This window comes from Lutibaculum baratangense AMV1, from assembly GCF_000496075.1.
In the GTDB taxonomy this organism is placed as follows: domain Bacteria; phylum Pseudomonadota; class Alphaproteobacteria; order Rhizobiales; family Tepidamorphaceae; genus Lutibaculum; species Lutibaculum baratangense.
Genome location: NZ_AWXZ01000012.1, coordinates 63,193 through 79,765 on the forward strand (window position 1 = coordinate 63,193; position 16,573 = coordinate 79,765).

Sequence of the window (16,573 nt, forward strand, 5' to 3'; positions counted from 1 at the left end):
CTGCTGGAAGGGGCCCGCGCCGCGCGCGCCCCGCGAGGAGGCACCGTGCCGCAGACCGACAAGACCTTCCGATACCCGCCGACGGAGTTCAGGCCCGCGGCCTTCTGGTTCTGGAACCGGATCCCCGAGGCAGCCGAGATCCGCCGCGGCATCGCCGACATGAAGGCGAAGGGCTTCTCGACCTTCATGATCCAGGCGCGGCTGTCGCTGCCACTCTCCGACTATCTCTCGCCCGAATGGATCGAGGCTTGCCGCATCGCCTTCACGGAAGCGAAGGCGCTCGGCATGCAGGCCGTTATCTACGACGAGTACAACTGGATGTCGGGCCATGGCGGCGGCCACACGGTCGCGGGCGCCGACCATCTTCGCGAGCGCCACCTCTTCTGGACGAAGGGGCGGGTGGCCGAGGCGGGTCCCGACGGGCGGCTTGAGCTGACGGTCTCGGAGATCCGCTCGCCGTTCCTGGAGTTCCTGGGGCCCGCCGGTCTCGCCTGGTGCTACGAGGGCGGCAAGCCTCTGTGGGACGAGTGGCGTATCGTCGCCTCCATCGGTCGGGGCGGGGGCGCGCGCGAGACGCCGGAGCTTCGCGAGGTGCCGGCGGAGATCGTCTCGGCCAAGCCGGACGGTTGCCGCATCGCCGTCGACACCACCGGACTGCCGGATGGCCCGCTCACGGTCTTCGCCAGCGCGCGCTGCCGCTCGTCGCGGCCGATCAACTATCTCCTGCCGGAGGCGGCGGAGCGCTTTGCCGAACTGGTCTATGCGCCGCTCGCCGAGGCGGCGGAGGCGGCCGGCGAGGACGTGGCCCGTGCCTTCTTCTTCGACCATCCCTATGCCGGCTTCTATCGCTGGGCGGAACACGAGGGCGCGCTCGGCAACAGCCTGCTGTGGAGCGGGGAGCTCGAGGCGGAGACGGAGACGGTCGACCTGATGGCGCTGGTCGGCGAGATCGGTCCGGAGACGGCGACCCGCCGCCACGGGTTCTTCGCGCGCTACTCGGCTCGCCTGCACGAGGCGTTCTTCGGCACGCTCCGGCGCTGGTGCGACCGGCGCGGCTTCGAGTTGGCCGGCCACGAGCTCCTGACCCATGTCGGCAAATGGGGCCTGCGCGAGGGGCTGTCGGGAATCGATCCGCGCGTGATGCCGGGCGTCGATTATTTCGGTGTCGATACGTTCAGGACCACGACGGCGGTGGACGCAGCCGACTACGTGCCGCAGCTCGCCGCGCGCCTCGGCGACTCCGTCGCCCGCGCCAGCGGCCGCAGCCGCTGCATCGTCGAGCAGTATGCGACGGGCCGCGAGGTCGGACGGGCAGGCCTCGCGGGGCAGTGGGACCTGACGCTCGAGCGGCTGCGGGCGCAGGCGATCCGCCACACACTCATGGGCGCGCGGCAGTTCCTGTTCCACGCGGTCTATCTCGACGACGGCACCGCCTACCACGAGGACGGCCGGCCGAACCTGCGCTACGACTTCCCGCCCGGCATCAATTTCGAGCCTTGGTGGGAGGACTGCCCGGAGGTCTTCGAAGAGATCGCCCGGCTCTCGGCCTTCCTGGAAGAGGGCGAGCCGTTGCGCCGGGTCGCCCTCCTCTACCCGCTCGCAGCGCTCTGGCAGGACGGCGGCGACGCGCCCTGCGCCCGGCAGTTCGGCTGGTGGGCGAAGGCGCTCGCCGAGGCCGGCATCGGCTACGACGTGGTCGACGAGCGCTCTCTGGCGACCGGCATGGTGGAGGACGGCCACCTGGTGACCCGCGCGGGCCGCTACCACACGCTCGTCCTGCCCGACGCGCACGTGATCGGGCAGGACGGCGCGGTCTCGCGGCTTCGCGCGCTTCTCGACGGCGGGGGGCGCCTCGTCGCCTCAGGCCGGCTGCCCCGCCCGCTTCACCCCACGGCCGACGACGCGGGGGAACGGGAGGCCCTCGCGCCGCAGCCGAGCCTCGACCATCTGCCGGAGCCGGACGAGGCGGCGGTCGCGGCCGCGGTCGCCACCATCGAGCCGCCGCGCCCCTGGCCCCGCATCTCCGGCGGCCCGTCGTGGAACTGGGTGTCGCGCCACGGCGACGCCTGGCGGATTGTCGTGTTCAATGACGGTGACGCGCCGCGCGCACTCGAACTGCTGCTGGACGAGCCCGATGTCGAGGCGGCGCGCTGGGACCCGGTCTCGGGCAGGGCCGCGCCCTTCGCGCTGCCGGCGGCCCGGCAGATCGTTCTGCCGGCGCAAGCGCTCCTGTGCCTCGAAGTGCGGGCGGCCGAAGGGCCCCGCGCCGCGCCCGCCGCCGCCGGCCATATCGGGCCGCCGCCCCTGCCGGTGCCCATCGTGCTCGGCGATCGCTGGGAGTTCCATACTAAAGTCCCCGGCGCGGAGTTCCAGCCGGTCCGCGTCACCGAGGGGTGGGAGCGGCAGGGATGGCCCGCCTTCTCCGGCACCGGCATCTACCGCCGCCGCGTCCGCCTGCCGCCGCTTCCCGCCGGGCTCGCCTGGCACCTCGTGTTGCCCCGCGTCCGCGAGACCGTCGAGTGCCTCGTCGACGGCAGATCGCTCGGCCGGCGCCTCCACGGCGAGCGGCGCTTCCGGCTCGATGCCGAGGGAGAGGTCGAGATCGAACTGCGCATTCGCAACACCGCCGCAAACCGCTACTATGCCGGGACGCCGCACGAGCTCGGCGGGCCGACGCCATCGGGCCTTCTGGAATCACCGCGCCTCGAGGCGGGGCCGGAGGATCGGGAGGAACGATAGGCGCCGGCAGCCCCGACGGAACGAGCCGAGCCCGCGGCAGGGCGAGGGTTTCGGGGCCGATTGACCGGCCCGAGGGATCATGTTCTACTCGTTTGCATGCAAATAAAAACCATGCCACCTAAGGGGACGTAGCCGAAGATGCTCAAGCTGTCACGCCGCCGGATGCTGACCCTGACGGGCAGCGGACTTGTGGCCCTCGCCGGGTCGCGCCACCTCGTTCGCCCGGCCCGCGCCGCCGGCCGCATCACCGTGCTGAACTGGCAGGGCTACGGCACGGACGAGCGATGGGCGGTCGAGGCCTTCACCGAGGCGACCGGCATCGAGGTCGTGCACGACTACTTCAACTCCGAAGCCGAGATGCTGACGAAGCTCCGCACCAATCCCGGCGTCTACGACGTGGTGCTGATCAACAGCGCGCGCTCGCAGCAGGCCGCGGGCGAAGGGCTTCTGATGCCGGTCGACCTCGCGAACTATCCGAACGCCGAGGGCCTGGCGCCGTCGCTGCGGGAGAACGAGTACCTGAAGACCGACGGCGAGCTCTACGGCGTCGCCTGGGTGTGGGGCATGAACTCGCTCGCGATCCGCGACGGCATGGAGGCGCCGACGAGCTATGCCGCGCTCGCCGCGCCGGAGTTCCGGAACAAGGTCGCCCTCTTCGACGACGCCGTCACGATGGTCGGGCTCGGGGCGCTTCTCTCGGGCCAGGACATGAACGACCCGTCGGACATGGCCGCCGTGGTAGAGAAGCTGAAGGAGATGAAGCCGAACGTGCGGCTTCTCTGGTCGAGCGAGGACCAGTGGAACAAGGCCTTCTCGGCCGGCGAGTTCGACCTGTCGATCTACTGGTCGGGCGCGGCGGTGCGTTCGCAGAAGACCTTCGACCTGCCGCTGCAGTTCGTCGTGCCGGAGGAAGGCGCGATCGGCTGGCTCGACAGCTTCTCGATACCCGCGACGAGCCAGAATCCGGACGAGGCCGCGCAGTTCATCGACTACATGATCGACCCCGGGTTCTACACGAAGTGGGCGATCGAGGTCGGCGCGCCGGCCTCCGCGAACGCCGCGGCGATGGAGGCCCTGCCAGAGGACAACCTGATCCGGCAGATCCACGACCCGGAATATCTCGAGACGATGACGCTGATGGCACCGCTGCCGGACGACCGGCGCGAGACCTTCAACAACGCCTGGCAGGAGGTGAAGGCCTTCTATGCCAGCTGAGGCCGGGGCGGCCGGCGCGCCGGCCACCACCCGCTTTCGCCCGCCGCCGTGGCTCGCCACGGCGGCGCTGCTTCTGCCGAGCTATGCCTGGCTGACGCTGGCGGTCCTCCTGCCGCTCGGCACGATGTTCGCGTTCTCGTTCCTCGAGGCGACACCGCTCGGCAACCGGCCGGTCGAATGGACGCTGCGGCACTACCGCGCCTTCCACGACCAGCCCTATCTCCTCGGCGTCGCCTGGACCTCGCTGTCGATCGGCCTGTGGACGACCGCCATATGCGCCGTCGTCGGCTTCGCGACGGCCCTCGCGCTGGTGCGCGCGACGGCGGGGCGGTCGCGCGAGACGCTCCTGATCCTCCTCCTGCTGCCGTTCTGGACGAACGGGCTCGTCCGCGTCTTCTCGTGGACCATGGTCATCCGCGGCGGCGGCTTTCTCGACGTCGCGGCGAGATCCGTCTGGCCCGACGCACCGTCGCTCGGCTTCCTGTACACGCAGCCGGCGATCGTGCTCGGCCTCGTCCACGGCTACCTGCCCTACATGGTGCTGACCTGCTACATCGCGCTTCTGGCGATCGACGACGCGGTGATCGAGGCGGCGATGAGCCTCGGCGCGCGCTGGCCGACGATCCTGTTCAGGATCCTCGTGCCGCTCGCCATGCCGGGCCTCGTCACCGGCGCGATCCTGATCTTCGTGCCCGTCATCGGGGCCTTCATGGAGCCGCGGATCCTGGGCGGCCGCGTCGGCGTCACCATGGGCACGGTGATCGAGGACCAGTTCACCCAGGCCTTCAACTGGCCGCTCGGCTCGGCGCTCGCCTTCACGATGCTGGCGGTCGTGCTCGGCGTCTTCGCGACCTTCTCCGGCGTGCTGCGCCGGACGGCGCAGGCCTGAGGAGGGTCCGCAAGATGCTCCGGATCGCCAGGCTCTATATCGCCCTCGTCCTCGTCTTCCTCTACCTGCCGATCGTCGTGATGGCGGCCATGGGCTTCAACGCTTCGCCGCTCTATGCCCTGCCCTTCGAGTTCTCGACGAGATGGTACCAGGACCTCGCCGGCAACGACCGGCTGATCGAGGCCGGCTGGAACAGCATCTGGCTCGCCGTGCTCACGTCCGTGCTCGCGACGGTCTTTGGCACGCTCGCGGCGCTCGCCCTGTGGCGCCGCTCGTTCCGGGGGCGGAACCTCCTGCGCATCCTGCTCCTGCCGCCGATCGCGATTCCGTGGCTGATCACCGGCACGGCGATGCTCGTCTTCTTCTTCTGGACCGGCATCGGCCGCGGCCTGCACGCCATGCTGATCGGCCACGTGGCGCTCGCCATCCCCTATGTCGTCCTCGTCGTCGGCACGGGGCTGCAGACGATGCGCGCCGATCTCGAGGAGGCCGCGATGAGCCTCGGCTCGACGCCCGTCCACGCCTTCTTCCGGGTGACGCTGCCGCTTCTCCTGCCGAGCATCGTCGGCGCGGCGCTCTTCGCCTTCGCCGTCTCGCTCGACCAGTTCGTGATCTCCTACTTCCTCTCCGTGCCCGGCATGACGACCCTGCCCGTCGAGATCTACTCGGCGATCCGGAAAGGGTTCACGCCCGAGATCAACGCCATCTCCACCATCCTGCTCGTCGCCTCCATGATCATCATCCTGGGCTTCGCGCGCTTCGCCAGACCGGGAGGCCTCGGTGACAGCCGTTGACGTCACCGCCGTCGCCAAGAGCTACGGCACCACGACCGTCCTGTCCGACATCACGCAGACCTTCGGCGAGGGCACGTTCACGAGCCTGCTCGGCCCCTCGGGATCGGGGAAGACGACGCTCCTGCGCATCGTCGCGGGCTTCGTGAAGCCGGATGCCGGCGTCGTGAGGATCGGCGAGCGCGACGTCACGGACGTGCCGGTCTGGTCGCGCAATATCGGCATGGTCTTCCAGTCCTACGCGCTCTTCCCGCACATGAGCGTCGCGCAGAATGTCGGCTTCGGCCTCGGCCGGCGCGGCATCCGGGGCGCGAAGGCGAAGGCGGAGGTCGAGCGGGCGCTAGAGATGGTGCGGCTGCCGGGCTACGGCGACCGCTACCCCAGGCAGCTCTCGGGCGGCCAGCAGCAGCGCGTGGCGCTCGCCCGCGCGATCGTCATCAGGCCCGACGTCCTCCTCCTCGACGAGCCGCTGTCGGCGCTCGACCGGCGGCTGCGCCAGGAGATGCAGGTCGAGCTCCTGCGCATCCAGCGCGAGAGCGGGCTGACGACGATCTTCGTGACGCACGACCAGGAGGAGGCGCTGACGCTCTCGGACAGCGTCGCCATCCTCGATCGCGGCCGCATCGTGCAGGTGGGCCGGCCGGCGGAGGTTTACGAGCGGCCGAAGACGCGCTTCGCGGCCGAGTTCCTGGGCGACGCGAACTTCCTGACCGGCACGGTCCGCGGTGGCGCGGTCGAGATCGCGGATTCCATGATCGCGACGGAGGGCCCGCTTCCGGTCGAGGGCAGCCAGGCGACGATCGCCGTGCGGCCGGAGAAGATCGCGATCGACGGCGCCGAGGCCATGCCTGCGGCGCCCGACGAGCCGACGAACCGGCTCCGGGCGAAGGTCCTGTCCGTCATCTACAGCGGCACGTCGCTCACCTATCTCCTCCGCTCCGGTGAGCTTTCCCTGAAGGTCTTCGCCCAGAACAGCCTCGGCCGGCCGCTCGACTCGGGCACCGACGTCGTGCTCTCTTGGGCGCCCCGCCACAGCGTCGTCCTCGCCGACTGAGAGCAAGATGCCGCTCGCCGAGCCGATCCCCGCCACCGCCGCCCATGTCGTGATCGACATGCAACGGCTCTTCGCGGAGGCGACGGAGTGGCACACGCCCGGGCTGATGGAGATCGTGCCGCCGATCCTGCGCCTCGTCGATCACGCCCCGGAGCGGAGCTGGTTCGCACGCTTCCTCGTGCCGGAGCGGCCGCAGGACGCGCCGGGCCGCTGGCGGCGCTATTACGAGCGGTGGTCGAGCCTGACGCTCCAGGCGATGGACCCGGCCCTCCTCGACCTCGTCGCGCCGCTCCGCGACATCGCGCACCCGGCCCGCCTGATCGACAAGACGACCTACTCGATCTTCACCCCCGAAGACACCGAGGCGCGGCTGCGGGCGGCGGGCGCCGACACACTGGTCCTCACCGGCGTCGAGACCGATGTCTGCGTCCTCGCCTCGATCTTCGATGCGATGGAGCGGGGCTTTCGCGTGGTCCTCGTCGCCGACGCGCTCACGAGCTCGGCGACCAACTCGCACGACGCGATGTTCGAGCACCTCTTCGCGCGGATGCCGGAGCAGATCGAGCTCGCCACGACGGACGAGGTTCTGGCCAACTGGCCGCAGGAGGATGCGCCGTGACACACCGCCTCGTCGACACGACCGTTCCACACGACCGCGCGTGGAACACCTGGTCGCCGCGCCCGGCCGAGATGGTCTTCCTGCCGCTCGGCGTGCGCGTGACGCCGGTGCTCTATTCGACGCGCGCGAAGGCGGCGACGACGATCCGCCCCGCCGACTGCCGCTTCGGCCGGCACGCGATCGACGGCAGCCTCGTCGAGCTCGAGACCGTCCATGGCGGCACGCGTATCGCGCTCGCCTACGGAAAGGCCATCGATCCATACGCGGTCGCGGGACGGTGGGAGGGCGTCGAGCTCGGGGAATGGGGCCTGCGCTTCTGGGTCACGATCTGCCTGTCGGCCGACGGCGGCGAGGCGGTGGAGTATCTCGCCGACGCGCGGGCGGCGGTGGTGAAGATCGGCACCCGCTTCGTGGCCCTCGTGTCGGCCGACGAGCCCGTGCAGGTCACGGTGCACGAGGACGTGGAGGCCCTGGCGGCGGACTTCGAGGCGAACGGCTATTTCCACCTCGCGAGCCGCGGCACGACCGGCCGGCTCGTGGCCTTGCGCTTCAACCTGGAGATGATGCGCGAGGGGCGCTTCGCCGCCGGCGTCGCCGACCGGGCGGACCTCGCGATCGCGAGGGCCCGCGAGGCGCTGGACGAGGACGAGGCGCCGGCGCTGCCGGCACAGGTCGGGGCGAATGCCGGCTCGCTCGACGCCGTGCGCGACGTGATGGCCTGGAACACGGTCTGGGACCCGGTCAACCGGAGGCCCTACACGGCCTGCAGCCGCATCTGGAATCTCGGCGAATTCGCCGTCTGGCAGAACGACCAGACCTATCACGCCATGATGTCCGCCCTGTTCGACAGGGCGCTCGCCCGCGACAACTTCGCGGCCGCGATGGCGAGCGCGACGCCCCAGGGCAATTTCGCCTGCATCGTCACCTCGCACGATTCCTGGGTCGACCGCACGCAGGCGCCGAACGGGGCCTTCATGGTGTGGCTCGCCTATCTCAGGACCCGCGACCGGTCGCTCCTCGACCTGACCTACCGGGCGCTCGCCCGCAACCACCGCTGGTGGCGCGAGATGCGCGACCCGGACGGGCGCGGCCTCGTCTCCTGCGGCACCTCGGATGTCGGCGAGGCGCTCTACAAGGGCACGGCCTTCGGGGCGCGCAACGAGACGGGCATGGACAATTCGGCGACGCATGACGAGGCGGTCTACGATCCCGGGACTCGCACGCTCTCGACGCTCGACGTGGGCCTCAATTGCTCGCTCGCGCTCGACGCGGAGATGCTGTCGCTCGCCGCCGCCGAGATCGGCGAGGACGAGGAGGCGGACAGGTTCGCGGCGCTCGCCGAGGACACGAAGCGAAAGATCCGCGAGGAGCTGTGGGACGAGGAGCGCGGCCTCTTCGCGAACCGCCAGCGCGACGGCTCATTCGTGCGGAGCGTCGGGCCGACGAGCCTCTACCCGCTGATCTGCGGCGCGGCCTCCCGCGCCCAGGCCGACCGGCTGGTCGCCCATCTCGACGACCCCGCGATGTTCGGCGGCCCGTTCGGCCTGCCGAACGCGACCCGAAACGACCCGGCCTATCGCGACAACGTGTACTGGCGCGGCCGCATCTGGCCGAACGTCAACTGGTTCGTCTGGCAGGGCCTCAGGCGCTACCGCCTCGACGAGGCGGCGGAGGGCCTGCTCGAGACGAGCCTGCAGCTCTTCGAGCAGTCCTGGCGCGAGCGGCGCATCGCGGCGGAGAACTACAACGCCGAGACCGGGGAAGCGATGGACCAGCCGGACACCGACCCGTTCTACGGCTGGGCGGCGATGCTGCCGCTGATGGGCGCGGAGGCCGTGATGGGCTTCAGCCCCTGGGACGGGTGGTCGATCGGCAATGACGGCGACGACGTGCGGCTCGGGCCGGTCGAGAGCCCGCTCGGCCGCGTCGTCGTCGAGGTCGAGGCCGGCTGGCTGACGCTCTGGAAGGGCGAGAAGGCGATCTTCACCACCGATGTCGCCGGCACGCTTTCGCAGCTGACGGTCGGCGCGAACAGCTTCTCGTTCCGCCTCGAGGAGGGCACGGACGGGGCGGTCCTCGTCCTGCCCGACCGCAGCGAGGCGGAGCTGCTGGCCGCCCTCCTCGGCGGCGCCGACATCGAGGCGGCGGACGGCGAGCGGGGCCTCGAGCTGACGCTGCCGCCGACCGACGGCCCCACCGACCTCTTCGTCGCCTTCGCGCCCGCAGACTGACCGCCCAAGACGCTGGTAAGCCGGCTTATGACTTACCGAAGGCTTCGATCTTAGCGGTGGCGCCGCTGATCTCGGGCAGGAGTTCGCCCGCGTCGATGCGCTGAAGGAGCGTGATCTCGCGCTCCTGCATGGCGAGCGCCCGGTCGGCGACCGCGTCGATCTCGTCGGGCTTCAGGATCAGGACGCCGTTCTCGTCGGCGAGCACCGCGTCGCCCGGCGAGACGGAGACGCCGCCGCAGCTGACGGGCACGTTCAGTTCGCCCGCAAGCCCCAGGAGCTTCGTCGTGATCGGGGACGGGCCCGTGCACCACATCGGCAGCTGGTGCTTGCGGAAGTCGGCGACGTCGGTCGCGGGCCCGTCGACGGCGGCGCCCACGACGCCGCGCCGCTTCGCGGTGTGGGTGATGACGCCGCCCCAGCAGGCGTGGCGCGTGTCGCCGGCGCGGTCGATGATCAGGAAGTCACCGGGGCGCACGAGGCCCATGACGTGATGGAGCAGCGTCGAGTCCGCGCCCGGGATCCGCAGCGTGACGGCTGTGCCCGCCACCCGCACGTCCGGCAGCATGGCGCGCAGCCGGCCGTCGAGGAAGCCCATGTGCTTGAAATGGCCGACGGTGGCCGTCTCGACCGTCTTCAGCTTCTCGATCTTCTCCGCAGGCACCTGCTGCGGCATGTCGTTCAGGATGAACATCTTTCGGGCCGTTCCTTGATCAGACGAGGACGTGGTGCTTCGCGACCGGCATCGAGCCGCGCACCTTCTCGAGATAGCCGATGTCGATGCGGGCGGCGGCGAAGCCTACCTGGTCGGAGCAGTCGGCGACCTTCGTGCCCCAGGGGTCCACGATCATCGAATGGCCGTAGCAGGGCCGCTTGCCGTTGTCGTGGGTGAAGATCTGGCCGCAGGCGACGACGTAGGTCTGCGTCTCGATCGCGCGGGCCCGCAGCAGGACCTCCCAGTGGTCCTTGCCGGTCTGCAGCGTGAAGGCGGCCGGCACCATGATGACCTGCGCGCCGGCGGCGGCGAGCTTCGCGTAGAGCTCGGGGAAGCGCAGGTCGTAGCAGATCGTGCAGCCGACCGTGACGCCCTCGCAATCGTAGGTGACGATGTCCTCGCCGCGCTTCACCGTCTCGGATTCGAGGTAGGTGAGGCCGCCCGGCGTGTCGACGTCGAACAGATGGATCTTCCTGTAGCGGGCGACCTCGGTGCCGGAGCGGTCGAAGACGACGGTCGTGTTGAAGCTCTTGTTGCCGTCTGCGCGCTCGTTCATCGAGCCGGCATGGACGAAGATGCCGTGCTTCCTCGCCTGCTCCTGCATGGCCCTGTAGGCCTCGCCGTCGGGAAAGGTCTCGGCGGCCGCCATGCGGCTCTCATGCGTGCCGCCCATATAGGTGAAGGTCTCGGGCAGAACGACGAGGTCCGGCCTCTCGGCCTCGACCGCCGTCTCGATCAGCGACACGGCCTGCGCGATGTTCGCCGCCTTGTCGTCCTGCGTGTTCATCTGCAGCGTTGCGATTTTCATGGGTGTTCGGTCTTCGTCCTTTTGGGGTGGTACGGCCTATTGCGGCCCGAGCACGAGCTCGGGCAGCCAGAGCGTGAGCCCCGGCACATAGGTCACGAGCAGAAGCGCGATGATGAGCGGGATGAAGAACGGGACGACGGCCAGCGCCACCTCCTCGAACTTCACCTTGCCGACCTCGGAGACGATGTAGAGGGCGATGCCCATCGGCGGGGTGACGATGCCGATGAGGAGCGCCATCGTGATGATGATGCCGAAATGGATGCGGTCGACGCCGAACTGGTCGACGAGCGGCAGGAGCACCGGCACGAGGATGAGCTTCGCCGGCACGCCCTCCACGAAGCAGCCGATGAACAGGAGGAAGGCGATGAGGAGCAGGAGGAAGAGCGCCCTGCTCTCCGTCGCGTCGAGCACGAGCTGCGCCAGCTCCTGCGGCACCTGCTCGATCGCGAGCAGCCAGCCCATGACGTGGCTGAAGCCGATGATGATCATGATGACGGCGGTGATCGTCATCGTCTCCGTCAGCGCCTCCCATAGCCTCGCCATCGTCAGGGTGCGGTAGAGCACGCCCAGGAGGAGGGTGTAGGCGCAGGCGAGGACGCCCGCCTCGGTGGCCGTCGTGGTGCCCGTGAGCATCGCGGCGAGGATGATGCCGGGCGCGACGAGCGCGGCGATGCCGTCGATCGCGGTGCGGCCGATCGTCTGCAGGCTCGCCCGCTCCTCGCGCGGGAAGTCGTGGCGGATCGCGAGGAACCGGTTGAACAGCATCAGCGAGATGCCGATGAGCGCGCCCGGCACCACGCCCGCGAGGAAGAGCCGCGCGACGCTCGTGTTCGACAGGAAGGCGTAGATGACGAGGCTGATCGAGGGCGGGATGATCGGCCCGACGATCGCGGAGGCCGCCGTGACGGCGGCGGCGAACGGCACGGGATAGCCCCGCTCGCGCATCGCCTTGATCTCGATCATCCCGAGCCCGGCGACGTCGGCCACAGCCGCGCCCGAGATGCCGGCGAAAAGCATCGAGGAGAGCACGTTCACCTGGGCGAGGCCGGCGCGGAAATGGCCGACGAGCGCCGAGGCGAAGTTGAAGATGCGGTCGGTCATCCCGACGATGTTCATCAGGTTGCCGGCCATGATGAAGAACGGGATGGCGAGCAGGCTCGGGGCGTTCACGCCCTCGAGGATCTGCAGCGGCATGATGTAGAGCGTGTCGGAGAAGCCGGCCTGCACGAGCGCCGCGAGCACGGAGAGGCCGATCGCCATGGTGATCGGCACCCTGAGCAGGATGAGCACGAGGAAGCCGACGAACAGCAGGGCCGTCATCATCGAAGGAGGTTCCCGTCAGATGTCGCCGGCCGGCACGTGGTGCGGCTCGGGATCGCGGCGGAAGGCGTGCACCATGTCGACGAGGACATGGATGACGATCAGGAAGCACGAGACGAAGAACGGCACCGACAGCCAGTAGCGCTGGATGCCCACCATCTCGATGTTGCCGACCTGCCGGCTGAGGAGGGCGGGCGCCTCGGCGAGGAGGACGCCGAGGAGGAGGAGCATCGCGAGGTCGACGAGGATGCGCGCGACCATGTTCGCCTTCGCGCCCAGCCGGTCGAGCAGGAAGTCGACCGTGATGTCCTTGCCCCGGCGGTAGACGACGTAGAAGCCGAGGAAGGTCATCCACACGAACATCACCGTCGTCAGCGGGAAGACCCAGGCGAGCCCCTGGTTCGTGAAGAACCGCGAGGCGATGTTCAGGAAGTTGATGACGAGCATCGCCAGGAGGAGGAGGTTCGCCGCGGAGCGGAAGGCCCACTCGACCGCGTCGAGCGCGGCCTCGATCGGCCGGACGATGCCCGCCATGCCCTCAGCTGCCCTGGCGGGTCTGCTGGACGGCCTCCAGGAAGCCCTCGGGCAGTTCGCCCGCCTCGCCCCTCGCCTCGTAGAACGACTTCATGCGCTCCACGAAGGCCGAGGTGTCGGGCTCGGTGTAGCTGACGTCGCCCGCCGTCATCTTGTCGATGTCGGTCTGTGCCGTGTCGGCCATCACCTCCTGCGAGTGCGCGGCGACCTCCTCGTAGGCGTCGAGAACCTGCTGCCGCGTCTCCTCCGGCAGGGCGTTCCACTTCCGCGCGTTCGTCATGAACGCCATGCCCTGCTCGTACTCGTCGTGGCGGATCACGTGGGGGGCGACCTCGTAGAACTTCATCGGCTCGACGAGGGCGACCGGGCTGTTCACCGCGTCGACGATGCCGCGGCTGATCGACTCGTAGACCTCGGTCCAGCCGAGTGTCCGCACCTCCGCGCCCAGGTGCCGCCACGCGTCGGCCGCCAGCTCGTCTGGATGCATCCGGAGCTTGATGCCCTGCATCTCGTCGAGCGTCTCCCACGGCTTGTTCGTGACCATCACCCGGTAGGGACCGCGCACGAATTTCGTGGAGTCGCCGATCACGGCGATTCCGGCCTCGTCCTCGACGCGCTGAAGCCAGCCCTGCACGAGGTCCGTGTTCATGAAGCGGGACCAGTGGTCGCGGTCGTCGAAGAGGAAGGGCGCGCTCGTCCATTTCATCTCCGGCACCCACTTCTGGAGGTAGGAGATGCCTTCGGGATAGACGTCGATCGTGCCGATCTGCAGCTGCTCGAGCACGGTGTCGTCCTTGCCGAGCTGCTCGCTCGGGAACACGCGCACCTCGATCTCGCCACCGGTCTTCTCGGCGATCTTGTCGGCGAACTCCTGGAAGAGCCGGCCCTCGACGCTCTCGGGCGGCATCTTGTGCGACATTCGCCAGGTTTCGGCGTCGGCAGCGGACGTGGCGAAGGCGAGGCCCAGGGCGGCGAGGCCGGCGAGGCCGAGACTGAACTTGCGCATGACGGTCTCCGGTGGGGTGGCGGTCCGGTCGTCGCCTCGGGGGCGACGGATGAAAGTTTCGAGACGCGGGTGCCGGAGGTCCAATCTTATTTTCTTAGCGTAAGCGATAGAGAAATCTTATTGCGGACGCGAGACGCCCATCGGGGCGTGCGTATCGGCGAAGAGCATCGCCTCCTCCCGCGCGTACATCGCGATCGCTTCCGCGAGCTCGCTGCCCCGGCCGGTGCGGTAGGAGGCGTGGAAGCCGAGCGGCGGAATGACGTGCCGCACCGGCAGGATCTCGAGCTGGCCCGCGGCGAGCTCCTCGCGGATCGTGATCGGCGGTATCGCCGCGATGCCGATGCCGCCGATCGCGAGCCGGATGATCGAGGCGAGCGAGTTGGAGCAGTTGAGCAGCGGGCGTCGCACGTCGCTGTCGCGGAAATACTGCTCGATCATCCAATAGGGCTTCGAGCCGCGGGGGTAGGAGAGGATCGGCAGGTCGGCGAGGTCGGTCACGTCGATCTCGGGCGGCAGGCGGAACTGGCCGGGCTTGGCGACCCACGCCATGTCGAAGGCGCCGAGATCGACATTGCCGACGCCGGGGCTGTCGACCGGCCCCATCAGCAGGCCGACGTCGAGCTGCCCCGAGACGAGCTGCTCGACCATCCTGACGGAGGTGTTCGACTCGATCTCGAAGATCACCTTGCGATAGTCGCCCCTCAGCCGCTCGATCAGCGAGGGCAGCCAGGTGTGGATGATCGTGCCGATCACCCCGATCCGGACGATGCCCCCGAGCGTGGCAGGATCGGAGATCCGCGCGCGCATGCTGTTGGAGCGGGCGACGAGGTCGCGCGCGAAGGCGACGGCCTCCATGCCCTTCGCGGTGAGCGCGACGCCGCGCGGCCCCCGCTCGATCAGCGTGACGCCGAGCTCCTGCTCGAGCGCCTTGATCCGCGACGAGATCGTCGGCTGCGTGGTGTGCAGCCGCTCGGCGACCTGGTGGAGGTTGTTCAGTTCGGCGACGCAGACGAGCGTCTCGAGGAATTTCAGGTTCACGGTCGTCACATCACGCGCGGCGGGAATGGCCACCGCGCATCATGCCCTCCACCCCTCGGGCCGCAAAGCCCGTAGGGCGGGCACGGCGAACGGTCTCCCGGCCGGGTCGCGTCCCGGCTGGGAGACCAGGTGAATAGCCCTCAGGCGGCGGCCGTCGTGACGAAGCGGGTAACGAGATAGGGCTCGACCGCCTCCGAGCCCCCTTCCGAGCCGTAGCCCGAATCCTTCATGCCGCCGAACGGCACCTCCGGCAGGGCGAGGCCGATATGGTTGATCGTCGTCATGCCGGACTCGATGCGCATGGTGAGTTCGTGCGCCGTCTTCTGCGAGCCCGTGAAGGCGTAGGAGGCGAGGCCGTAGGGCAGGCGGTTCGCCTCCTCGATCACCTCGTCGAGGTCCGAGAAGGAGTTCACGACGGCGAGCGGGCCGAACGGCTCCTCGTTCATCACGCGAGAGGAGAGCGGCGCGTCGGCGATCACGGTCGGCTCCATGAAGTAGCCCTTGTTGCCGATGCGCCGCCCGCCCGTCTCGAGGCTCGCCCCGCTGTCGACGGCATCCTGGATCAGCTCCTCGAGGAACGGCACGCGGCGCTCGTTCGCGAGCGGGCCCATCGTGGTGCCCTCATCGAGGCCGTTGCCGACCTTCACCGCCTTCGCGGCCTCGGTGAATCCCTTGAGGAAGTCCTTCTTCACGCCATCCTGGATGAGGAACCTCGTCGGCGAGATGCAGACCTGGCCGGCATTGCGGAACTTCGAGGCGGCGAGCAGCTTCACCGCCTTCGAGACGTCGGCGTCCTCGGTGACGATGACCGGGGCGTGGCCGCCGAGCTCCATCGTCGCGCGCTTCATGTGCTGGCCGGCGAGCGCGGCGAGATGCTTGCCGACCGGCGTCGAGCCGGTGAAGGAGATCTTGCGGATGACCGGGTGCGGGATCAGGTACTCGGAGATCTCCGCCGGCACGCCGTAGACGAGGTTGACGACGCCCGCCGGCACGCCGGCGTCGACGAAGGCGCGGATGAGGGCGGCGGGCGCCGCCGGCGTCTCCTCCGGCGCCTTCACGATGATCGAGCAGCCGGTCGCGAGCGCGGCCGAGAGCTTGCGCACGACCTGGTTGATCGGGAAGTTCCAGGGCGTGAAGGCTGCGACCGGGCCGACCGGCTGCTTCATCGCCAGCTGGGTGACGCCGCCGGCACGCGGGGCGATGATCTGGCCGTAGACGCGCTGCGCCTCGCCCGCGAACCACTCGATGATGTCGGCGCCCGCCATCGTCTCCATCATCGCCTCGGCGACGGGCTTGCCCTGCTCGAGCGTCATGACGGCGGCGATCTCGTCGGCGCGCTCGCGCAGGAGGCCCGCGGCCTTGCGCATCGTCTTCGCCCGCTCGTAGGCGGAGGTCTGCGACCAGACCCTGAAGCCCTTCGCCACCGCCTCGAGCGCGGCGTCGAGATCGGCCTTCTCGGCCCACGCGACCTTGCCGATGACCTCCTCGGTCGCCGGATTGACGACCGGAATCGTCTTGCCGGAGGCGGCCGGCCGCCATTCGCCGTCGATCAGGAGAAGCGTCTCGGGATAGCTGTGCGTCATCGTCGTCTCGCTCGTTCGCAAGGGATCGGCGGAA

Annotated in this window: 14 protein-coding genes; 7 read left to right on the forward strand and 7 right to left on the reverse strand. The window is 69.4% G+C overall.

The genetic code is table 11. The features are described from left to right. Positions 1-45: 45 nt before the first annotated feature. The 7 genes from N177_RS02205 to N177_RS02235 all read left to right on the forward strand — a co-directional run bounded on the left by N177_RS02205 (position 46) and on the right by N177_RS02235 (position 9,538). Positions 46-2,739, forward strand: coding sequence for a hypothetical protein (locus N177_RS02205; RefSeq protein ID WP_023430589.1), 2,694 nt, complete (start codon positions 46-48; stop codon positions 2,737-2,739). Between the two features lie 138 nt (positions 2,740-2,877). After that, positions 2,878-3,954, forward strand: a complete 1,077-nt coding sequence (locus N177_RS02210; RefSeq protein WP_023430590.1) for an ABC transporter substrate-binding protein — start codon at positions 2,878-2,880, stop codon at positions 3,952-3,954. Further along, complete coding sequence (locus N177_RS02215) at positions 3,944-4,843, forward strand: ABC transporter permease (protein WP_023430591.1); 900 nt, start codon at positions 3,944-3,946, stop codon at positions 4,841-4,843. Before N177_RS02210 ends, N177_RS02215 begins: the two co-directional genes overlap by 11 nt. 14 nt (positions 4,844-4,857) lie before the next feature. Further along, positions 4,858-5,637 (forward strand): ABC transporter permease, encoded by a 780-nt coding sequence (locus N177_RS02220; RefSeq protein WP_023430592.1) that lies wholly within the window; start codon positions 4,858-4,860, stop codon positions 5,635-5,637. Continuing rightward, positions 5,624-6,688, forward strand: a complete 1,065-nt coding sequence (locus tag N177_RS02225) for an ABC transporter ATP-binding protein (protein WP_023430593.1) — start codon at positions 5,624-5,626, stop codon at positions 6,686-6,688. Before N177_RS02220 ends, N177_RS02225 begins: the two co-directional genes overlap by 14 nt. A 7-nt stretch (positions 6,689-6,695) precedes the next feature. Then, the gene (locus N177_RS02230; RefSeq protein WP_023430594.1) at positions 6,696-7,307 is read left to right on the forward strand and encodes a cysteine hydrolase family protein; all 612 of its coding nucleotides are present in this window, start codon (positions 6,696-6,698) and stop codon (positions 7,305-7,307) included. Positions 7,308-7,378: 71 nt separating this feature from the next. Next, positions 7,379-9,538 (forward strand): MGH1-like glycoside hydrolase domain-containing protein, encoded by a 2,160-nt coding sequence (locus tag N177_RS02235; protein ID WP_081718335.1) that lies wholly within the window; start codon positions 7,379-7,381, stop codon positions 9,536-9,538. 25 nt (positions 9,539-9,563) lie between these two features. On the opposite strand, the gene N177_RS02240 is transcribed toward N177_RS02235, so the two are convergent. From N177_RS02240 to N177_RS02270, 7 genes are all read right to left on the reverse strand, one after another. After that, entirely contained in the window at positions 9,564-10,229 is a 666-nt protein-coding gene (locus N177_RS02240) for an RraA family protein (RefSeq protein WP_023430596.1), read from the reverse strand. A gap of 19 nt (positions 10,230-10,248) precedes the next feature. Further along, entirely contained in the window at positions 10,249-11,058 is an 810-nt protein-coding gene (locus tag N177_RS02245; RefSeq protein ID WP_023430597.1) for a carbon-nitrogen hydrolase family protein, read from the reverse strand. Positions 11,059-11,094: 36 nt separating this feature from the next. After that, positions 11,095-12,381: a TRAP transporter large permease gene (locus N177_RS02250; protein ID WP_023430598.1), complete on the reverse strand. Its 1,287-nt coding sequence runs from the start codon at positions 12,379-12,381 to the stop codon at positions 11,095-11,097. Between the two features lie 15 nt (positions 12,382-12,396). Further along, a complete protein-coding gene (locus N177_RS02255; RefSeq protein WP_023430599.1) occupies positions 12,397-12,912 on the reverse strand; it encodes a TRAP transporter small permease in 516 nt (171 codons plus the stop codon). Between the two features lie 4 nt (positions 12,913-12,916). Further along, positions 12,917-13,918 (reverse strand): TRAP transporter substrate-binding protein, encoded by a 1,002-nt coding sequence (locus N177_RS02260; protein WP_023430600.1) that lies wholly within the window; start codon positions 13,916-13,918, stop codon positions 12,917-12,919. Between the two features lie 117 nt (positions 13,919-14,035). Continuing rightward, a complete protein-coding gene (locus N177_RS02265) occupies positions 14,036-14,989 on the reverse strand; it encodes a LysR family transcriptional regulator (RefSeq protein WP_023430601.1) in 954 nt (317 codons plus the stop codon). Positions 14,990-15,096: 107 nt separating this feature from the next. After that, positions 15,097-16,539, reverse strand: a complete 1,443-nt coding sequence (locus N177_RS02270; protein WP_023430602.1) for an NAD-dependent succinate-semialdehyde dehydrogenase — start codon at positions 16,537-16,539, stop codon at positions 15,097-15,099. Positions 16,540-16,573 lie beyond the last annotated feature (34 nt).